Source organism: Lagierella sp., from assembly GCF_029983815.1.
In the GTDB taxonomy this organism is placed as follows: domain Bacteria; phylum Bacillota; class Clostridia; order Tissierellales; family Peptoniphilaceae; genus Mediannikoviicoccus.
The window spans coordinates 39,441-60,081 of sequence record NZ_JASBYU010000009.1 but is presented as its reverse complement, the minus strand read 5'-3'; the positions used below and the strand labels follow the sequence as shown (position 1 = coordinate 60,081).

Sequence of the window (20,641 nt, the reverse complement as noted above, 5' to 3'; positions counted from 1 at the left end):
AAGTATCATCAAAAGATTATAGGAAGTTCATAGGAAATTCATATGGACTTGTTAATATAGACATGAGGAGATAGAGATGGCAAAAGTTTTATTATTAGAGGACGAAAAGAATATTAGAGAGGTTTTAGTGGAGTATCTCACTATTTCTGGGCATGAGGTCTTTGAAGCGGAGGATGGAAATAGGGCTATTGATCTTTTAAACCGCGAAAAAGTCGATATAGCCATTTTAGATATTATGGTTCCCGGGAAAAGTGGCATGGAGGTGCTATCTGAAATTAGGGATAATCCTAGTACAAGTCAAATGGGGGTAATTATGTTAACGGCTCTTGACGATATCAACACTCAGGTTACTGCTTTTAATAAATTTGCTGATGAATATCTAATCAAACCTATCTCCCCAATAATTTTAATAAAGCGAATTGAAACTCTATTGAGAAGGCTTAAACCCTCTTTAGATGTAGATGAGGACTTTGTAATTGATGATAAAAGTTATACCGTCTTTGTCGAAGGTAAGGAAATTCCCTTTACTTTAAGTGAGTTTTTGATCCTTCAAATGCTCTACAAGAATAAGGATATGGTATTGACCAGAGAACAACTTATAATGGGTGCTTTCAATGACGATTATATTGGAAACGACAGGATTATTGATGCCCATATAAAGAATATTAGGAAAAAGTTGGGAAAGGATTATATCAAAACCGTGATTGGTGTAGGATATAAATTTGTATTTTAAATGAAATTAGGAAAGAAGAACTTTTGGTATAGTATCGCATTAGCCGCTTTCATCTTGGTATTTGTCGTTTCCTACCTGGCCATACTATTACCGAATCTATATGTTGACCATAGTGTCTCCTCAACCACAGAGGAATTGGAAAAATCTCATTTTGAGATACTAAAGAATAAGAAGAATATTAGAAAGCTAAATAAGGTGGGCAACCATTTCTATCTGGAAATGGATAGGGAATTTAATAAAATAGATATATTTTCCTATACCTTAACTGGAAGCTTGGATATATCAAAGACTTCAGTGAAGGACAATCTTACTAATGTAAGAGAAATATTGGAGAAGCCAGCGGATGGAAAGGAAGGTTTTTCTGTATCTTCAGATAAATTCAATGAAATGGCGATGAATTTTGAAGAAATTGTCAACTATTTCAAAGACAATTTCAATATTAAAGGAGTAGGTACGGATTTAAACTTTATAGAAAGTTTTGATTTTGATAAAGACAATGCCTATTATGACTTTAAAAAATTAGGGGATAACACATTTTCTGTAAAGCTTGGCTATAGGGACTCAAATGTAGCAGAATATATAACCTATATTGCCTTAACAAATGAAAGTGATGGCTACAAAATTACCTTTGGATCCTTTATTGCCCCAAGGATAGAGGATGTTCTTCCGGTAGTTCTTTCCAGTTTGCCTATGATTATTTTGGTTCTTATGCTTTTGGTTTTAGTTATCTCCAATTTGTATTCTAAAAAATTGGTAAAACCCATAATTGAAATACAGAGGTTTACTGAAAATGCAAAATCAAATAATCCTGTGGACTATGAATCTATAAGATTTAAGGGGAAAGACGAATTATCCATATTGGGAAGAAATATTATCCAGATGGATAAGAGTTTAAGAAATAATCTTGAAAAATTAAAGGTTGAATCTGAACGAAAGGATGTCTTTACAAGGTCTGCCACCCATCAGTTAAAGACACCTCTTGCGGCATCACTACTACTTTGTGATGGAATGATAAATAATATGGGGAAATACCAGGACAGAGATAAATATTTACCTATATTAAAAGGAGAACTTCTTGAAATGAATAAGATGGTTCAAGAACTTCTAAGTGTTAGAGAGAGGACATTGGAAATTAGCCCAATAAATTACGATGTAAAGGATGTCATTTCAAATGAAATTGAAAAGTACCGACTAAAATCAAGTGATAAAAATTTAAAGGTAAGTTTAGTTGGTAAAGAAAAATGGTTCATCGATGTGGATATATTTACACAGATAATAGATAATATCCTTGAAAATTGTGTTAGTTATACTAAAGAGGACGGGTTTATAAAGATAGAAATCTTTAAAGATAAAATCGAATTTTATAATGAGGAGTCACAAATCCCACATGAATTGGAAAATTCTATTTTAGATCCCTTTGTATCTTCTACTGAAAGTAAGAGTAAGGGACTGGGACTTTATATTTCTAAGTACTATAGTGATTTGCTTGGCTTAAAATTAAGTGTAAAAAATCATAATAATGGAGTGTTGACTACTTTAAGGAGGACTCGTGATGATAAATATAAATAATCTAAAGGTAAAATATGGTGATTTTACTGCTTTAGACATTGGAAAAGAGATTGTGATAGATAAAAATAGAAAACTAGGAGTTCTTGGATCCAATGGAGCAGGGAAAACAACCTTGATAAATGCAATTATGGAACTGGTACCCTATGAGGGAAGCATTAAAAAAAGCCTTCCTAAGGAAGAGATTGCCGTTCATATGCAAAACAACTACTATCCAGACAATATTGCCATTAGATCTGTTATGGAGGCTGTGATAGGTACTAAACTTGAAAAAAGTGAAAAGATAATGGAGTTGATAAAGTTCTTTAACTTTGAATCGGCTTTAAAGAAGAACTTTAAAGAATTGTCTGGAGGACAAAAACAGAGACTGACGGTGATCTTGGTCTTGTCGCAGGAAAGTCCTATTACGATTTTTGACGAAGTTACGTCTGGACTGGACTTTCAAACTAGAACCGGTTTAATGGACCTTTTAGAAAAGTGGTATAGTGACAGGGAGGACACTTTAATCCTAGTTTCTCATTACTATGATGAACTGGAAAGGTTAGTGGATGACGTTTTGATCTTAGAAAGGGGAAAGTTGATAGACTATGGCAATAAGCTTAGTCTTTTTAATAAGTACTGTGGCAAGAGGGTAATTTCCTTTGATGAAAAAGACTATGTAGAAGACTTGATGAAGGATTTTAAGAAGATTGCAGGTCCGGAGGGAAAAGTTGTAATATCCATTAATGAAAACGAGGAAGAGGAAAGACTTCAAAGGATAATGATCGCTGAAAACATCGACTTTGAACGCTCTTCAAAGGATATGGAAACCATGTATATAAATGCTTTGAGAAAGGAAGGAATTAGATATGAAGCGAAATAACTTTAAGTACCTTGTAATAATGGAATTAAAGATAATGTTAAAAAATGTGCTGTTTTTAATCTTTGGTCTATTTCTTCCACTATTCTTGCTTTTAATAGTTGGAAAAAATGGGTTAAAGGGTGTACCTTCAGAGATGCTTCCAGAAATTAATACCAGTTTGTTCATTGGGTTTGCAATAGTAATTCCCTTTTCTGCCATGCATATAGGATATGCTGCTATCTACGCCGAGTCACTGGAAAAGGACATTCCTTTGAGGATGGAACTCTTTGGAAATAGTCCAAAGAAATTATTCTTAGCAAAGCTTGTGGCAAATCTAATATATATAACCGTTGCGATAGTTATATATTCAACGGTGGCTCTACTAAATCTAGAAATTGTAGCGCCTTCCTTAAAGGGACTTATAGGGTCGTTAATACTATTCTATATCCTATCTGCATTATTTTTATTGCTAGCCCATGGGATAGCCTATGCTACTAGAAAGTTTGGAACAACCTATGCCTTTACCATGACATTCTATTTCTTCTGTATGGTGGTTTCAGGTTTTATGGGGATTCCAAAGGAATCACTTCCAAAAATTCTCAATAAGATTGGCGAGCTCTTCCTTCCTATGTATCATATTCAAGATGAAAATTTTGTGAACTTTTTTATAGGAAAGTCTTCAAACTTAGCACCTCTTATCCAATCTACAATAACTTTTGGAGCCTTGGTCCTATTGATATTCATAGGGGCACATAAGTTTAGAGAGAGAGTTGGACAATTTAAAAAAATAGGATAAATTACTAGCGTTCCCTTTTTTTGGGGACGCTTTTTAATATTTTAGCAACCTTCAGCATTTTAAAGTATAATACTACTTAGGAGGGGCTATGAAAGAATTTTATGAAAGATTAAAGAATAAAAGATATTTTTATTTTACACTGGCTTTTTTAGTGCCATTCTTGACTTTTATATTCATATATATCTTTAGTGATTACTATCCCATAGGAAGAAAACAGATACTTATAGTAGATGCATATCATCAATACTATCAGTTTTTTTTAATTCTTAGAGATAAATTATTAAACGGGGGAGGCTTTTTTTATACCTTTGTCCTAGGGCTTGGTTCTGACTTCTTAGGACTATCGGCCTATTATCTTCTCTCACCGATCAATATATTTTTAATTGCCATTCCAAAGAGTATGGTCATAGTCTTTTATGAATTGGCGATTGCTTTAAAGATTGGCCTAATGGGACTTACCTTTAGTATCTACCTATACTGGATCTATCAAAAAAAGGACTACTCACTGGTTGCTTTTTCTTTGATATATTCCCTAAGTGGTTTTGTTGCAGGATACTATTGGAATATTATGTGGCTAGATGTACTAATACTTTTTCCTTTAGTAATCTTAGGGGTTAAAAATATAGTTGTAGGAGACTCCTATAGGCTGTACTTTTTTAGCCTTTTAGGATGCTTTTTACTAAATTACTATATATCTGTCTTTGTTAGTCTAGCAGTAGTATTATTTTATTTTGGTTTTAACTTTATATTGGGCAAGGACTTAAAAAGTTTAGTATTAAAGGGGTTAAAGACCCTTTACTATTCTATTTGCTGTGCTTTAATTGGTGCTTTTATACTACTTCCAACTGCCATAGGTCTAAGTAGAGTATATAAATCAGCCAGCCCTTTTTCAGGAGAGGTAAAACTAATTAAGAATTTCCATGACTTAATGGCAAATTCACTGGCCTTTAACTACTCCACAGTAAGGGATGGTCTTCCCAATATTTACAGTGGGCTTATTATTATATTCTTTATATTTATCTATCTTTTCACCAAGGGTATTTTAAGAAGAGAAAAGTTTGCAACATCATTTTTCATAATCTTCTTGTATCTAAGCACCAATGTAAATGTTCTTGACTATATATGGCATGGCTTTAGATACTCCAATATGCTACCCTCAAGGTTTACGTTTATACTTGCATTTGTTGTGGGAGTAGTATGTTACAAAACCTTTAAAAACTTAGAATATGATAATATAAAATTGGTCCTACCCTTTGGAATATTGGCTCTTTTAATAATTTATTTCTTAGGAACAAAGAGACAGTGGCAGATAAATGTGGCAAATATACTTCTAATGACAGGATATATAACCCTAAGCTATTTTGTCATTAGGAAAAAAAAGATTGCAAAAGTGTTACTCTGTGGACTTTTAAGCCTTGAACTAATTATAAATATATGTGTCGGAGTGTTCTCTGGCGGGACTACGGATTACTACGACTTTATCAAGTACCAAGAGGAGATAGATGCGCTAAAGTCGGGGATTAAGGACAAGGACTTCTATAGGTCCGAAGTGATGGACAGGTTTACCTTTAATGACCCAGCTCTTTATTCCTACAATGGACTTTCCATGTTTTCATCTACACTAGACAAGAGGATATCAATATTTTTAGAAAATATGGGGCATAGTTCGAGTCCCTTGGGAAATAGGATTTACTATAATTACACGACTCCTATTTTAAACTCCTTTTTAAATATTAAATATCTGTATCAAAAGGAGACGGATGTAGAGGTTTTTGGATTTGATAGGATTAGACAGGTAGGAGCTGTAACCCTATTGGAAAATAGGTTTTCTCTTCCTCTAGCCTTTGAACCTAGAGGCGATATAAATAGGGTTAATTATAAATATGATAATATTGAAAATCAAGAAGAATTATTGACGCTTCTCTCTGGAAGAGAAGATAAGATCTTCACTCCTGTAGAAAGGATTGGACAACAGGGAAAAGATCTGGAAATAACCGAGAGTTTAGAGGATAAAGTTTTTTACACCATACCAGATGAAGATGAAAAAACTTTAATTTTAGAATATGAAGCGCCAGAGGATGGTTACTATTATTTTGATTCAGATAGTATTGAAGACAATAAGTTCACTGTGGACATTTATGGTGAGTTGACGGAATTTGATATTAGAAACAAAAATATAACCGGCGGTATCTTCATGGAAAAGGGAACTTATTTTAAAATCAAATTAAATATCATTAAGGACGACGATGGCCAGTTTGGGTTTAGAGTGTTTAAACTTAATGAAGAGGCCTTTATCAGAAGTTATGAAGAGATATTGAAAAATCTTGGTGAAAATATAAAGATAGAAAAAGAAATTGTCACTTTTGATATAAATACGGACAATGGCAAGATTTTGACCTCAATACCATATAATGAAGGCTGGAGAGCTTTTGTTAATGGAGAAGAGGTTGAGACGGAAGAATTCTATGAGGCGTTTTTGATGATCGAAGGGGAAAAGGGAAAAAATCATGTAAAGTTAAAGTATAGTCCATCAGGTTTTAACCTTGGCATGGGCCTTAGTATTTCAACTATAATAATGCTTATGATTTTAAAAAAGAAAACTTTAGCAAAACTCATAGGATTTAGTCGTTAATCATAGGTTAAAAGTGAAGAGATAATTAGAAAGGATATCAATGGAAGTTAGGGAAATTAAGACTTTTAAAGATTTTGAAAATTCTTTTAAGGATATAGAAAGGCTTTGGGAAAACTGTAATGAAAAGAGGATTTTTTATTCACCTATTTTTTTAAGACAGTATTTAAAGTCCTATAGAGATGAAAATTTACATTATCTATTAATGTACCATAATAACAGACCTTCGTTACTTGCTCCCCTTGAAGTTATAGAACGAAAGAAGGGTTTTATAAGGTGGAGGGAGCTTAGATTTGCCATAGAAGGGGATTTTAAGAACTTTATCTTGGATAATACTTTAGACAATGAGGATACTCTATTGAAGAATATCTTTAAATATATGGATAAATTGGAAATCGATAGAATTTCGCTGGACAATATTTTACCAAGAACCAATCTTTGTAGCTATCTACTTAAAAACCAAAGATATAATCCCCATATCCACCATCAAAATATGGTTCCAATACTTGACTTTAGCTCTTTTGAAAGCTTTGAGTCCTTTGAAAAGACTTTTCCAGCTAATACAAGAAAATACAAAAACAAGTTGCTTAGAGAAAAAAATGTGGAATTTGAGATAATAGATGATATGAATGAAAAAGTTTACGAAGAAATAAAAAATCTTCATATCTTGGAGAAGGATTTTTTGAAAAAATCTGGCCGCAAAGAGAGATATTCCCTATATGAGGAGGAAAATAGAGAGGATTTTATAAAAAATATACAACTGAAATCAAAATCCGTCAGATTATTCATACTTAGGGACAAGGACAATGGAAATATTATCGCCTATAGAAATTGTTACATTGACAAAAATGAACTTGTATCATGGAATACTGCCTATAATCCAGATTTTAGAGACTACAGTTTGAGTAATGCGATATTTTATTTTATCTTCAAAAGTTTTTTCAATCAAGATAATTTTACAAAATTCAACTTTGGAGTAGGGGGATACCCTTGGAAATTTGGCTATGCCAACGACTTTACAAATGTCTACAGACTGGACTATTTTAAAACGGAAAAGGGTCAGAGAGTAAAGAAGATGATTGGATTTAAAAGTGCATTGGAGGGATAGGGGATGTGGAAAGACAATTTAGCTAAATTACTATACTATCCCATCAAATGGTATAACCTTATTAATATTAAAAAAATTTATAGGGCTAAGAAACTAAAGGGAAAGACTAGAAAACTTCAAGTACCTTTAGGGGACACATTGGTGATTTCACCCCATGTGGATGATGAAAGTATTGGTCTTGGCGGGCTTTTATTAAACAATTATGACTTCAATAAAAAAGTGGATTTAATATACCTAACTGACTCATCTGGGTCAAAGTCTAAGGGGAAGGAAGATATAAAATCCATTAGAGAAAGAGAAGCAAGAAGTCTTGTAAAGAAATTAAATTTGAGATCTCTCAAAATTTTTTCTGCAAAAAATAACCATGTTGATAGATATACAAAGGAAACATGTGAGGAGCTTAGAGGTTTTTTACAAGGGAGAACCTATGAAAAAATCTTTATAGTTTCTCCCTTCGACTCTCATTATGAACATAGATGGACTAATTATATATTTAGTAATGTGGCAAAAACGTTAAATATATCATCTAGAATCTACCTATATGAAGTCAGTAATTTTTTGCCTGATAATTTAATAAACTGCCACAGTGTTTTTAATGGAAGAGAAAAAGAAGGGCTCTTTAAAATTTTTGAAAGTCAAACAGTGGCCATGGACTTCGATATTTTCCTACAGTTAAATAAGTACAAGTCCATTAGTATAGGTGAAAATGGATTTGTGGAATACTTTAGTGAACTCGATATTTCAGATTATATCATTTTAGTCGATGAAATCGACGACAAAAAGATTCAGGAAAAACTACCTAGAAGAATCGCCAATCATAGAACCTTTTATAAGGTTTTACGGGATAATAAATAAACAAGCACTTTTTTCAAAGTGCTTGTTTTTAAAATCAAAAGAACTTATGGAAGTCTAATTTCCACATCTACCCTCTTGTCAATTCCCCTTGTGTTTATATATAGCACAAGGGTTTTTTCTCCTTTAGCATAGGAGTAGGGGTAGTACATATCCTGTTTAAATTCAATTTCTTCTGTGGCTTTAAAACTTCCGATTTCTACATCATCCCTATACAAAAAGACCTTATCCATACCCTCGACGGAATATCCTGCGGTTATTCCAGGGGCCAAATGAAAGTATAATTCATATTCATGTTCTTTTTCATCCTTTGCAGTTATAGAAGTTTGTATATTTATCTTATTTAAATTATCATCAAAATCTATGTCTCTTTTTACATCTGCTTTAGAAGACCTTCTAGTGATAGCGGACATTTTATTTTCTCCAAGATCAAACATCTCTCCATCTTGAACACTTGGGTCTATGGACTCCTCTTTGTCTATTACCACAGTGTTGTGGGCAGGGTAAGTACGAACATACTTTGTCAAAGGGTTGTCCCAATCGTATCCGATTTTCCCAGCTTCTGTTATAATATCTCCGTTTTTATATAGCCAAAAGGACAAGTCATCATCGTGATGATGGTAGGTAAGATAAGAATTTCCCCTAAGTAGCAAGTAAGAATCTCTATTTTTATAAATATCATATCCTGACTTTAAAAATTTCTGTCTTTTTTCATCTAAAGCCTTCCTCAGCTCCTTATTGGAATAGAAGTCATTTAAGTCTGGCTTATATTTCTTAGTATCTCCAATATTTGGAACATATCCATTTGGAAGCAGTATAGCCTTTGAATAATTAACGGAATTTCTATACACATTTCTTAATTCGTCATATTTTGAAAAGTCGCTTTCTTGACTTGAGCGAAAAAAATCCTTCAATATATATAACATTTCAAAGTGATATTCCGGGGAGTTTTCCAGATGAACCCCCTCATCGGAGAAGGATCCTAAAAAATACTCTTCTAGCCTGCTCGAAGAAAGCGTAACATACTCTTCTTTACTAAAGGCCTTTCCATAGGAATATAGTGAAAGGTCTTGGAACATACCGTGATTGTTAAAACCGGTGTACATTTCAGTAGACAATTTATCCGTTGTAAACTCAAGATGGTCTCTGAGCTTTTTTAACTTAGAGTCTTCAAGGTGGGTCTTTGCTACCTTGTAAAATCTAACTATATTCAATACCCTTTGAGCTGTAGCCTCGTCATGCCAAGGCATATTGTATATGGGATCAAAATCATAGGGGCATTGGTTCATAAAATCCTCAAGATATTCATAGCCCTTATCTAAATAAATGGTTTTATTTGTTTGTTCATATGCATTTATCAAATCATTTAGCATAAAGAAAGAATACAGATATCTTTGATCGGATCTGTTTTCTTCTTTAAATTTATTCATATCTCCATTATAGGTCCAATAATTATCTTCTTTCGATGGAATTATTATCTTATTGTTTAAAAGGTTTTCTGACTCCTTTAAGTAATTCTTAGAAAAAGTTTCCCTTCTCAGTCCCGATTTTTTAACATATAGATTTCTTGCTTGATAATCCCTTTGGAAGAACAAGTCCACTATCAAGGGGACTGTTACAATGGATAGTAGTAGAAGACCTAACGTTAGGATATATGAATAAAAATCAATCTTAATTTTCTTCTTCAATCTTAACTCCTAATATTATCCTATCAACCATTATAGCATATATTATAAAATAAAGAAAGGGTATAAAGTTATTTTTTTGGTTTAAGGGCAATTAACCCAGAATTACTAGGATGCTTTTGAATTACGCCTATTTAGAGCTATAAATAGGACATACGTACAAGAAAATAAAATAATGACTTATAGACATTGACAGGAACAATTTAACCAGATACACTTATAATAAAATAAAATAAAAACAGACGGAAAATTATAAGTGAATTTTATTGAGGAGGAAATATGATTAAAAATAAAAGGATAGTTTCTATTTGTTTAGCAACTATTTTATTAAGCTCTATAGCTTTTTCATCAATCTCTTTTGCAAATTCTTCAAATAAGGTTGAAGAACTTAAAAATAATATAGCTAATAATATATCACAAGATACATTTGCAAATCTTTCAGAAGAATCAATGTATAAAATATTAAATGCAGTAAATGACATACCTCAAGAAATGTTAAATAGAGGTAATTTTGATGAAATAAGTAAATATTTGAAATCTAAAGGTATAAACTTTGTACTTAAGGATGAAGAGCTACTTCAAATTCAAAGTTTCTGGGGCTGTGTTGGGGCGATAACTTGGGCAGTCGGAACTACTGCTTTGGGAGTTGGATTATTAGCAAAATTAAAAAAATTTATTGCTATTTCAGGAGGAGTTAAAGCTGCTGCAACCGCATTAATCGCAATAGCACGACAAGGTGCTACCATAGAAAACATTAATAGATTTGGTTCAACATTAGTAAGTATTGGAGGTACAATCTTAGGAATAAAGGAAATCAAAGAAGAATGCTTCTAAATAAAAATAGGAAATTCCTATACATTCAAATATTATTATTAATAATATATCTGATTTTAGGCCATTTCTTTGATGTCAATATGATGGGCATAGTAGCAATAATTATGGCTATTATTGCAAATTTAATTCCAGAAAAAAATAGGTGGATAAGGTTAGGAGTAATCTTGTTGACTATATCATCTATATTTCTGTTATTATCCTAATGTGTTTTAAAATACTGAATAATTCAATACAAATACTTATTCATACAACTTAAGACTCACTGAAAATAAAAAGTACAATCATAACAATAATTTTCTGTCTATGTTTAGAACTCCTAATTTTTCAAATAGAAAAATTAGGAGTTCTTTTAATAGAGACATTAATGTGATAAATCAAAATAGTATCTAATGCTTAAATAAAAACATCAATATAGAAAGACAAGAAGGAAACGTGGTCAAAACATATAAGATATCATATTCTAGATACGTGAAACCTAACCTATTTTGATATTAGTGACATACTACTTTGCATTTATCTAAAGTCCTAGTATATGGCGGTGTTTATGTATTTTATAACACCGTTAGTATATAATGGAGTTAAGACTATAGTTGTTGAGGAGGAAAAATGACAAAAGCATATGATAGAGTTAAAACTTGTTATGAAAGTCTAAAGGACAAAATTCCATTCGAACCGAAAGTGGCTTTGGTGCTAGGTTCAGGTCTAGGAGATTTTGCCCAGGAGTTAACGATAGAGGCAACTATCGATTATGTGGATATTGACGATTTTCCAAAGTCCACAGTTATGGGACATGTTGGAAGATTTGTGTTTGCAAAGGTTGATGGAGTTCCAACTGTAATTATGCAAGGGCGTGTCCACTATTATGAAGGATATAGAATGGAAGATGTTGTACTTCCTGTTAGACTGATGAAAGAGATGGGAGCTAAGGCGCTCTTTTTAACAAATGCGGCAGGTGGTTGCAATAAAGCCTTTAAACCTGCTGATTTAATGGTTATAACGGATCATATTAGCTGTTTTGTTCCATCACCTTTAATTGGAGAAAATGAAGAGAGATGGGGCACTAGATTTCCAGATATGTCTAAAGTCTATGATAGAGAATTCATTGGCCTAATCGAAGACAGTGCTAAAGAGATAGATTTTAAACTTCAAAAAGGAGTCTATTTACAAACTTCCGGCCCAAACTTTGAAACTCCTGCTGAGGTTAAGATGGCAGGAATATTAGGTGCCGATGCAGTTGGAATGTCCACTACGGTTGAAGCCATGGTAGCAGTTCATATGGGGATGAAGGTTTGTGGCATATCCTTTATAAGTAACTTGGCTTCAGGATTGTCTGATAATCCACTAACCCATGAGGAGGTCAATGAAAATGCCAAGATTGTAGCTCCTAAGTTTAAGGAATTGGTAAAGGTATCGATAGGTAAGATTGGAAAAAGTATTTAACTATGAAGGCGCTGTATTTTAATAAGGGGACATTGGAATTTAAATCGGACTACCCAAATCCTAGGAGAAATGATGATGAGGCCTTGATCAAGGTTTTATATGTTGGTATTTGTAATACAGACAGGGAGATATTAAAGGGATATAGGCCGGATTTTAAAGGGGTCCTAGGACACGAATTCGTTGGAGAAGTTGTAGAGTCAGGGGACAGTGAGCTTTTAGGAAAAACAGTTGTTGGTGAAATAAACCAAGGTTGTGGCTGGTGTAAATATTGTACTAAGGGCATGGAAAAACACTGTATAAATAGAAAAGTTCTTGGAATTTCTGGTCATGATGGAACCTTTGGCGAGTATTTGACTTGGCCCAATAGGCTTTTACATGAGGTAGACAAAAGCTTAGATAAGCGTGAGGCGCTATTTACAGAACCTTTGGCGGCGGCTTTGGAAATTTGTGAACGGGAAAATATTAAACCAAGTTCTAAGGTGCTTCTTATAGGAGATGGAAGGCTTTCCTTTATGATCGGTCAGGTTATTTCCTTGACTGGTGCTGATTTAACTGTTCTAGGTAGACATGAGGATAAACTTCGTTCCTTTAAACCCTTTGCAAATGTTATAATGGAAACAGATAGTACTTTTCCAATTGTAATTGATGCAACTGGAAATCCTTCTGGGATAAAAAGGGCTATGGAGTTGGTGGAAAACGCTGGAAAGATTGTAGTAAAGTCCACATATACTGAAAATATAGAACTTGACCTTTCTGAAATTGTAGTAAGGGAAATAAGTATTTCTGGTTCCAGATGTGGTCCCTTTAGACCGGCACTTAACTTGCTAAAAAAGGGCTATGTATCCTTTCCAGAAATAGAATTTTATCCTTTGGAAGAGTATAAAAGGGCTTTTGAGTCCAGGAGCTTTAAAGTGGGTTTTGAATTTTAGGAGGACCAATGAAACCTAGTAATATTTTTTTAAGCGAAGAAGACAATCTGATAATTCTGGATCAGACTAAGCTTCCCAATGAGGAAGTCTATATCCAATTGGATGATGTTGATCAGATGTATGATGCAATCTTTCATTTAAAGGTTAGGGGAGCGCCAGCCATTGGAATATGTGCAGGTTACTCCATGTATATCCTAGGAAAGAATTATAATTTTGAGAATATGGATGAATTTAAAGAGCAGTTTTTAAAGGATTCCGACTATTTAAACTCTTCTCGTCCAACTGCAGTAAACTTGTCCTGGGCATTGAATAGGATGAATGAACTGGTTGAAAATTTTGATAAGGATAATATAAAAGAACTTGTAGAAAGATTGAGAGATGAAGCGATAAAGATACAAGAGGAAGACATTTTAATGTGTAAATCCATTTCGGAACATGGCTTGTCTCTACTGGAAGACGGGATGGGGCTTTTGACCCATTGTAATGCAGGACCAATGGCAACATCTCTTTATGGAACTGCCCTTGGACCGATGATTTTAGGAAGGCAAAGGGGCTATAACTTCCATGTTTTTGTAGATGAGACAAGACCTCTTCTTCAAGGGGCTAGGCTAACATCCTACGAGCTAGACAAGGAAGGGATTGACACTACACTAATCTGCGATAATATGGCAAGTATTGTAATGAAGTCAGGGAAAGTTCAGGCTGTCCTTGTAGGCTGTGATAGAATTGCTGCAAATGGGGATGTGGCCAATAAAATAGGAACAAGTGGGGTTGCTGTTTTGGCAAAATATTATGGCATTCCATTTTATGTTCTTGGACCGACTTCTACTTTGGACTTAGATTGTAAGTCTGGAGAAGAGATCACAATTGAACTTAGGCCTGAAGATGAAATCAGATCTAAGTGGTATGAAAAACCTATGGCACCTAAGGGTGTTAAGGCATATAATCCAGCCTTTGATGTAACAGATCATAGCTTGATAACGGCAATAATTACAGAAAAAGGTATTTGTAGACCTCCATATGAGGAGAGTTTACAGGAAATAATGAAAAAATAATAGGGGGAAAGAGATGAAGAGAAAGAGTATAGTTTTAATTGCTCTATTACTTGTACTATCCTTTGGCTTAACTTCATGTAAGCCTGCAGGAAGTGATGGAACAGATGGTACTGGAAATGGAGCTAAGAAGGAAGGACTTAATATAGCAATAGTTTCAAGTCCTTCAGGTGTGGACGATGGTAGTTTTAACCAAGACAATTACAATGGGGTTTTGGCCTTTATAGAAAATCATCCAGAATCCAAGGTTACTCCTGTTAAGGAACCTACAGGAGACCCAGCTGCAGGGGTGAAACAGGTTGCAGACATTGTAGCGGACTATGATGTTATAGTTGCTTGTGGATTCCAGTTTGCTGGAATTGGGGATGTTGCTGAAGAAAATCCTGACACCCAATTTATTTTGGTGGACTCCTACCCAACTGTTGGTGGAGAAGAAAAGGTTGTTGAAAATGTATATGCAATGCAATTTGCTGAGCAAGAATCTGGATTTTTTGCTGGAGTAAGTGCTGCCTTGGAGACAAAAACTGGTAAGGTTGCCGTTGTAAATGGAATAGCATTTCCATCAAATGTCAACTATCAATACGGTTTTGAAGCAGGAGTAAACTACGCTGTTAAGCACCTAGATGCAAAGGCTGAATTGGTAGAGCTTCCTTCCTATGCTGGAGAGGACGTTACTGGTAAGAATGTCGGAGGTAATTACATTGGAAACTTCAACGATGAAGCTAAAGGTAAAGTTGTTGGAGAAGCTTTGATAAAAGAAGGCGTAGACATTATGCTAGTTGCAGCCGGTGGTTCTGGTAATGGTGTGTTCACAGCTGCAAAAGAAGCTAAAGATGTTAAAGTAATCGGTTGTGACGTCGATCAGTTTGACGATGGTAAAACTGGTTCTGGAAATGTAATATTAACTTCTGTATTAAAGGTAATGCATATGAATGTTGAAAAACAACTAAATGCTATTGCTGATGGAAGTTTTAAAGGAGAAAATGCTCTTTTACATGCTGATAGTGACTCTACAGGATATGTAAAAGAAGAGGGAAGACATCAGTTGTCAAAGGAGACTTTGGATAGTCTTGAAAAAGTTTATGGAGAAGTAAAATCTGGAAATATTGTACCTCCTTCAAACTTTAGCGATGAAACTCCTGAAGAATTTAAAGGACTTTAAATAAAAAGGTTGCCTTAGGGCAACCTATTACATATATGTGCAGGAGGTAAAAATGTCAGAGTATATTGTTGAAATGCAAAATATAACCAAGAGATTTCCTGGTATTGTTGCAAATGACAATGTGACGATAAAGGTAAAAAAAGGTGAAATCTTTGCCTTATTAGGGGAGAACGGAGCAGGAAAATCCACGTTGATGAGTATGCTTTTTGGAATGTACGAGCCGGATGAAGGGCGTATATTGATAAATGGGAAAGAAGAGCGTATAACATCCCCGAATATTGCAACGGATTTAAATATTGGAATGGTGCACCAACACTTTAAATTGGTTCCAAACTATACGGTTGCTGAAAATATTATTATGGGAATTGAACCGCAGAAAAAGGCCCTTGGTATTTTTCCCTATGTGGATATGAAATTGGCAAATAAGAAAGTTCAGGAGATTTCTACTAAATTTGGATTGGAAGTGGATCCTAAATCTAAAGTTGAAGATTTAAATGTTTCAGTTCAGCAGAGGGTTGAGATATTAAAAATGCTTTATCGAGAGTCTGAAATATTGATTTTTGATGAGCCTACAGCGGTTTTAACTCCTCAAGAAATAGAGTTTTTGCTTGATATTATCATTGCCTTAAAAGAGTCGGGAAAGACGATTTTACTTATTACCCATAAGTTGGATGAGATAAAAAAAGTTGCTGACCGATGTGGGATTTTAAGAAGGGGTAAGTTGATAGATGTTGTAAATACCAAGGATGTAACTAAAAAAGAGCTTTCATCTTTAATGGTTGGAAAGGACATTGAGCTTACTTTAAAAAAGGAAGTAGGAAATTACGGTAAAGAAGTACTAGAAGTAAAAAATCTCACTGTGGAAAATAAGGACAAGGTAGAAGTTGTAAAAGACGTTTCCTTCAATGTTAGGGAAGGAGAGATAATGGCGATTGCAGGGGTGTCCGGGAATGGACAAATCGAACTTGCAGATGCCATCGCCGGAATGATGGAAGTGAAATCTGGACAAATCTTTTTATTGGGAGAAGATATTACAAATGCTCCTATAAGGGATAGGAATAAGAGGGGAATATCATATATCCCTGAAGATAGACAGGATGTAGGACTTATTATGGACTTTGATTTAGAGTCTAATCTTTCATCAAAAAACTACTATAAAGAAAATTTTTCTAAATCTGGTATTCTAAATTACAAAAAGATAAGTTCATACGGAAATGACCTAATAGACAAATACGATATAAGATCTGGACAAAGAGGTTCCACAATTGTAAGGTCTATGAGTGGAGGAAACCAACAAAAGGCAATTATCGGAAGGGAGATAGAACAGGATACTCCGCTACAGATATATGTACAGCCTACAAGGGGGCTGGATATTGGTGCTGTAACCAATATTCATAGATATATTCTTGAAGAGAGGAAGAAGGGTAAGGCTATTTTATTGATTTCCTTAGAACTGGAAGAAGTAATGAACCTAGCCGACACCATAGGTGTAATTTACAATGGCGAAATTTTAAAAATCGAGGAAGCTTCAAAACTTTCTAGTACTGAAGTGGGAGCCTATATGATGGGAGTAAAAGATGATGAGAGAGAATAAAAAAAGTTTATTTAATGATCCAAAAAAACAAAATATTCTTATACCAATACTTGCAATACTATTATCCCTTGTAGCAGCTGCAGTAATTTTACTTATCTTGGGCAAGAATCCACTTTCTGCTTTTTACAATCTATTACAGGGTTCCGGACTGGCACCAAAAGCAAGATATGCTACAGGAAAATCCATGGTTACCGACTTTACGGATTTTCTAAATTCCCTTACACCTATGATATTTGCATCTTTAGCTGTAATGGTGGCTTTGAAGGGAGGCTTATTTAATATAGGTGTTTCTGGACAGATGCTTGTGGCAGGATTTGTAACGACGATTTTAATAGGTTATTCGGATTTAAATGCCTTTATTGCAAAGCCTCTTGTCATCATTATAGGTTTTGTAATCGGTGCATTAGTAGGTGGACTTATTGGGTTTTTAAAATATAAATTCAATATAAATGAAGTTGTCTCTTCGATTATGATAAATTATATTGCTCAATATGTAATTTCCTTTTTTATCAACACCAAGTATGTGGACCCGGTAAGTAGGCAGTCGAAAAATATTGGACCAAGTGCAAGACTTACTCTAATGAATATGAAGCTTGGAGGATTTAAGATAAATATTCCCCTTGCCATAGTATTGGCTCTAATCACAGTATTTGTAATTAGATTTATCATAAATAAAACCGTAATGGGTTTTGAAATAAAATCCGTGGGAAGTGGGATTCTTTCATCAAAGTATATCGGAATAGATGTCAATAGAAAAATCCTTCAGACAATGCTGATATCTGGAGGTTTAGCAGGTTTGGCCGGGGTTACTTACTATCTAGGATTTTACAGTTCAATCAGACCAAATGTGTTGCCTTCAGTTGGTTTTGATGCCATAGCGGTGTGTTTGCTTGGTAACTCTTCATCTATAGGAATAGTATTTGCCTCCTTTATCATAAATCTAATCAGTGAAGGTGGAAACTATATGAGCTCCCAGGCTGGAGTGGACAGGGAGATTTCAGCTGTAATTACAGGACTCATACTTTTATTTAGTGCCTGTGGGGCTTATATTAAATATAAACTGAATGATGTTAATAAAGAAAAACAAAACAGAAAAATCCTTGAAGAGAAGGAGGGAGAAAATGCTTAAGACTATTATTATTGACGGTATGTCCTTTGCCCTACCTCTTTTCATAATGGCAATAGGTGGAATATATAGTGAAAAGTCAGGAATTATAAATTTGGCACTGGAGGGATTGCAGGGGTTTGGCGCCTTTGGTGGAGCATTATTTGCCGTTTTGGCTATACAGTTCTTAGGTCTTGACGGAAGGACAACTTACTACTTGGCCCTTGTGGTAGCCATGTTATCAGGAATGTTATATTCAATGCTTCATGGACTCCTATGTATAAAATTTAAGGCGGATCAAGTTATTTCCGGGGTTGTAATAAATATATTGGCATTAGCCCTTACAACTTTTTTAACAAAACAGATAAATAAAGGAGTTTTTAATAATCCTTCCGATAAATTTGTACTGGATGTTTCCGATAGAATTACAATACCATTTTTATCTCAGATACCTATAATAGGTGGATTTTTTTCAAAGATCTATCCCTTTGAGATAATTATAGTGGTAATTTCTATAATCGCTTGGTACATCCTCTATAGGACAAGATATGGTTTACATTTAAGAGCCTGTGGAGAAAATCCAAACTCAGCTGATGCTGCGGGGATTGACGTGGCAAAGACGAGGTTTATTGCGGTGTTGTTCTCTGGAGCTCTTTCTGGACTGGCCGGAATTAGCTTTGCCTATTCTATTTCTACAAACTTTTCAGCAGGACTATTTGTAGGCTATGGTTATCTATCGATTGCAGCGCTGATTTTTGGAAATTGGACTATAATACCGACTTTGGGAGCTTGTCTATTATTTGGCTTTGCAAAGTCAACAGGATTTCAAGTGATACAGATTTTAAAACTTCCTAGTAGCTATTCCAATTTAATTATGGTCTTACCATATCTATTAACTCTACTATTGTTGGTGTTCTTCAGTAAAAGCAATAGGGCACCGAAAGCACTAGGGGAAATATATGATAAAGGAAAGAGGTAATAATGAATATTAGATTTTACAATGGTAAGGTTCTTACCATGGCAGATGGATATGATATTTTAGAGAAGGAACTTTGGGTTCAGGGAAATAAGATAACCTATATAGGTGAAAAGGTGGACTCTGACATAACCTGGGACGAGGAGATAGACCTAGGTGGAAATCTTTTAATGCCTGGATTTAAAAACGCCCATACCCATACGGCAATGACCTTTTTAAGATCAAACGCCGATGACTATCCACTACACCAGTGGCTGACAGAGCATATTTTCCCTAGAGAAGCTCAACTCAATGGAGATGACGTATATTGGCTTTCTATTTTAGGAATTATGGAGTACTTGACTTCAGGTATTACAGCAAACTTTGATATGTACTTTCCAGAGGATAAAATTGTAAAGGCTTCAGTTGATACAGGTTTTAGAACCGTACTATGCGGTGCTTTAAATAACTTTGTATCATCTATTGAAAACATGGAATACTCCTATTTGAAATACAACGATGAAAAATATAAGGGACTTATATCCTATATGCTTGGATTTCATGCGGAATATACCACCTCAGAAGAATTGCTTAAAAATATTGCAGAGTTGGCAAAAAAATATAAAGCACCGGTGTGGACCCATAACTCTGAAACAAGAAGTGAAGTAGAGGATTGTATCGAGCGATATGGTAAAAGTCCTACAAAATTATTTGATGAACTTGGAATTTATGACTTTGGAGGCGGTGGATACCACTGTGTCTATTTGAATGAAGAGGACATGGAGATATTCAAAGAAAAAAATCTTTATGTAGTAACGAATCCTTCATCAAATATAAAGCTTGCTTCAGGAATTGCACCGATTGAAAAATTTGTAGAAAAGGGAATACCTGTGGGAATTGGAACGGATGGACCTGCAAGTAACAATGCATTGGATATGTTTAGAGAGATGTTTTTAGTTTCTGGACTTACAAAAGTGAACAATATGAATGCGGCCATTTTAGACGGAAACGAAGTGTTAAAGATGGCAACGGTAAATTCCGCCCATGCAATGGGACTTAAGAACTGTGATGTACTTTCCGAAGGAAAGCTTGCAGACTTGATTGTAATAGATTTAAATAGACCTAATATGAGACCGATTAACAATATCTCAAAGAATATAGTCTATAGCGGAAGTAAAGAAAATATAAAGCTTACCATGGTAGATGGAAAGATTCTTTATCGTGATGGAAAGTTTAATATTGGCTTTGATGAGAATGAAATTTATGATAAAGCTCAAGAAATAGCGGAAAGAATTAAATAGTTACATTTTTGTAACAAACTGGTAAAATAATATAGGATTTTTAGAGGAAAATGTTTGAG

General features: G+C 34.4%; 17 protein-coding genes. 16 read left to right on the top strand and 1 reads right to left on the bottom strand.

Annotated elements, in window-relative coordinates; translation table 11 throughout:
* The first annotated feature begins 76 nt into the window (after positions 1-76).
* The 7 genes from Q1K37_RS05190 to Q1K37_RS05160 all read left to right on the top strand — a co-directional run bounded on the left by Q1K37_RS05190 (position 77) and on the right by Q1K37_RS05160 (position 8,528).
* Complete coding sequence (locus tag Q1K37_RS05190) at positions 77-733, top strand: response regulator transcription factor (protein ID WP_300410147.1); 657 nt, start codon at positions 77-79, stop codon at positions 731-733.
* Entirely contained in the window at positions 734-2,302 is a 1,569-nt protein-coding gene (locus Q1K37_RS05185; RefSeq protein ID WP_300410144.1) for a HAMP domain-containing sensor histidine kinase, read from the top strand. It begins immediately after the preceding gene.
* Entirely contained in the window at positions 2,286-3,161 is an 876-nt protein-coding gene (locus tag Q1K37_RS05180; protein WP_300410142.1) for an ABC transporter ATP-binding protein, read from the top strand. Before Q1K37_RS05185 ends, Q1K37_RS05180 begins: the two co-directional genes overlap by 17 nt.
* The gene (locus tag Q1K37_RS05175) at positions 3,148-3,936 is read left to right on the top strand and encodes a hypothetical protein (protein WP_300410139.1); all 789 of its coding nucleotides are present in this window, start codon (positions 3,148-3,150) and stop codon (positions 3,934-3,936) included. Before Q1K37_RS05180 ends, Q1K37_RS05175 begins: the two co-directional genes overlap by 14 nt.
* A gap of 88 nt (positions 3,937-4,024) precedes the next feature.
* A complete protein-coding gene (locus Q1K37_RS05170; RefSeq protein ID WP_300410137.1) occupies positions 4,025-6,568 on the top strand; it encodes a YfhO family protein in 2,544 nt (847 codons plus the stop codon).
* Between the two features lie 40 nt (positions 6,569-6,608).
* Positions 6,609-7,673 carry a GNAT family N-acetyltransferase gene (locus Q1K37_RS05165; protein WP_300410134.1) on the top strand — a complete coding sequence of 355 codons (1,065 nt, stop codon included), beginning with the start codon at positions 6,609-6,611 and terminating at the stop codon, positions 7,671-7,673.
* A gap of 3 nt (positions 7,674-7,676) precedes the next feature.
* Positions 7,677-8,528: a PIG-L family deacetylase gene (locus tag Q1K37_RS05160; protein WP_300410131.1), complete on the top strand. Its 852-nt coding sequence runs from the start codon at positions 7,677-7,679 to the stop codon at positions 8,526-8,528.
* A gap of 44 nt (positions 8,529-8,572) precedes the next feature.
* Here Q1K37_RS05160 and Q1K37_RS05155 read toward each other — a convergent pair whose 3' ends face one another.
* Positions 8,573-10,213 carry a heparinase II/III family protein gene (locus tag Q1K37_RS05155; protein ID WP_300410128.1) on the bottom strand — a complete coding sequence of 547 codons (1,641 nt, stop codon included), beginning with the start codon at positions 10,211-10,213 and terminating at the stop codon, positions 8,573-8,575.
* 276 nt (positions 10,214-10,489) lie between these two features.
* Between Q1K37_RS05155 and Q1K37_RS05150 the strand changes: the two genes are divergently transcribed.
* The 9 genes from Q1K37_RS05150 to Q1K37_RS05110 all read left to right on the top strand — a co-directional run bounded on the left by Q1K37_RS05150 (position 10,490) and on the right by Q1K37_RS05110 (position 20,582).
* Positions 10,490-11,044, top strand: a complete 555-nt coding sequence (locus Q1K37_RS05150; protein WP_300410125.1) for a hypothetical protein — start codon at positions 10,490-10,492, stop codon at positions 11,042-11,044.
* A 606-nt stretch (positions 11,045-11,650) separates the two neighbouring features.
* Entirely contained in the window at positions 11,651-12,484 is an 834-nt protein-coding gene (locus Q1K37_RS05145; protein ID WP_300410122.1) for a purine-nucleoside phosphorylase, read from the top strand.
* A gap of 2 nt (positions 12,485-12,486) precedes the next feature.
* Positions 12,487-13,413: an alcohol dehydrogenase catalytic domain-containing protein gene (locus Q1K37_RS05140; protein WP_300410121.1), complete on the top strand. Its 927-nt coding sequence runs from the start codon at positions 12,487-12,489 to the stop codon at positions 13,411-13,413.
* 8 nt (positions 13,414-13,421) lie between these two features.
* On the top strand, positions 13,422-14,468 hold the full coding sequence (gene mtnA, locus Q1K37_RS05135; protein WP_300410119.1) for an S-methyl-5-thioribose-1-phosphate isomerase: 1,047 nt from the start codon (positions 13,422-13,424) through the stop codon (positions 14,466-14,468).
* A 13-nt stretch (positions 14,469-14,481) separates the two neighbouring features.
* Entirely contained in the window at positions 14,482-15,627 is a 1,146-nt protein-coding gene (locus tag Q1K37_RS05130) for a BMP family ABC transporter substrate-binding protein (protein ID WP_300410116.1), read from the top strand.
* 52 nt (positions 15,628-15,679) lie between these two features.
* Entirely contained in the window at positions 15,680-17,221 is a 1,542-nt protein-coding gene (locus Q1K37_RS05125) for an ABC transporter ATP-binding protein (RefSeq protein WP_300410113.1), read from the top strand.
* Positions 17,205-18,350: an ABC transporter permease gene (locus Q1K37_RS05120; protein ID WP_300410111.1), complete on the top strand. Its 1,146-nt coding sequence runs from the start codon at positions 17,205-17,207 to the stop codon at positions 18,348-18,350. Before Q1K37_RS05125 ends, Q1K37_RS05120 begins: the two co-directional genes overlap by 17 nt.
* Positions 18,343-19,305 (top strand): ABC transporter permease, encoded by a 963-nt coding sequence (locus Q1K37_RS05115; RefSeq protein WP_300410109.1) that lies wholly within the window; start codon positions 18,343-18,345, stop codon positions 19,303-19,305. The genes Q1K37_RS05120 and Q1K37_RS05115 overlap by 8 nt, the downstream gene beginning before the upstream one ends.
* Before the next feature lie 2 nt (positions 19,306-19,307).
* Positions 19,308-20,582, top strand: coding sequence for an amidohydrolase (locus Q1K37_RS05110; protein ID WP_300410106.1), 1,275 nt, complete (start codon positions 19,308-19,310; stop codon positions 20,580-20,582).
* Positions 20,583-20,641: the final 59 nt, after the last annotated feature.

Coding starts and splice junctions, on each gene's coding strand:
- Q1K37_RS05150 (WP_300410125.1), top strand. CDS start 10,490: ATGATTAAAAATAAAAGGATAGTTTCTATTTGTTTAGCAACTATTTTA.
- mtnA (WP_300410119.1), top strand. CDS start 13,422: ATGAAACCTAGTAATATTTTTTTAAGCGAAGAAGACAATCTGATAATT.
- Q1K37_RS05165 (WP_300410134.1), top strand. CDS start 6,609: ATGGAAGTTAGGGAAATTAAGACTTTTAAAGATTTTGAAAATTCTTTT.
- Q1K37_RS05170 (WP_300410137.1), top strand. CDS start 4,025: ATGAAAGAATTTTATGAAAGATTAAAGAATAAAAGATATTTTTATTTT.
- Q1K37_RS05145 (WP_300410122.1), top strand. CDS start 11,651: ATGACAAAAGCATATGATAGAGTTAAAACTTGTTATGAAAGTCTAAAG.
- Q1K37_RS05115 (WP_300410109.1), top strand. CDS start 18,343: ATGCTTAAGACTATTATTATTGACGGTATGTCCTTTGCCCTACCTCTT.
- Q1K37_RS05140 (WP_300410121.1), top strand. CDS start 12,487: ATGAAGGCGCTGTATTTTAATAAGGGGACATTGGAATTTAAATCGGAC.
- Q1K37_RS05180 (WP_300410142.1), top strand. CDS start 2,286: ATGATAAATATAAATAATCTAAAGGTAAAATATGGTGATTTTACTGCT.
- Q1K37_RS05185 (WP_300410144.1), top strand. CDS start 734: ATGAAATTAGGAAAGAAGAACTTTTGGTATAGTATCGCATTAGCCGCT.
- Q1K37_RS05130 (WP_300410116.1), top strand. CDS start 14,482: ATGAAGAGAAAGAGTATAGTTTTAATTGCTCTATTACTTGTACTATCC.
- Q1K37_RS05175 (WP_300410139.1), top strand. CDS start 3,148: ATGAAGCGAAATAACTTTAAGTACCTTGTAATAATGGAATTAAAGATA.
- Q1K37_RS05190 (WP_300410147.1), top strand. CDS start 77: ATGGCAAAAGTTTTATTATTAGAGGACGAAAAGAATATTAGAGAGGTT.
- Q1K37_RS05160 (WP_300410131.1), top strand. CDS start 7,677: ATGTGGAAAGACAATTTAGCTAAATTACTATACTATCCCATCAAATGG.
- Q1K37_RS05120 (WP_300410111.1), top strand. CDS start 17,205: ATGATGAGAGAGAATAAAAAAAGTTTATTTAATGATCCAAAAAAACAA.
- Q1K37_RS05110 (WP_300410106.1), top strand. CDS start 19,308: ATGAATATTAGATTTTACAATGGTAAGGTTCTTACCATGGCAGATGGA.
- Q1K37_RS05125 (WP_300410113.1), top strand. CDS start 15,680: ATGTCAGAGTATATTGTTGAAATGCAAAATATAACCAAGAGATTTCCT.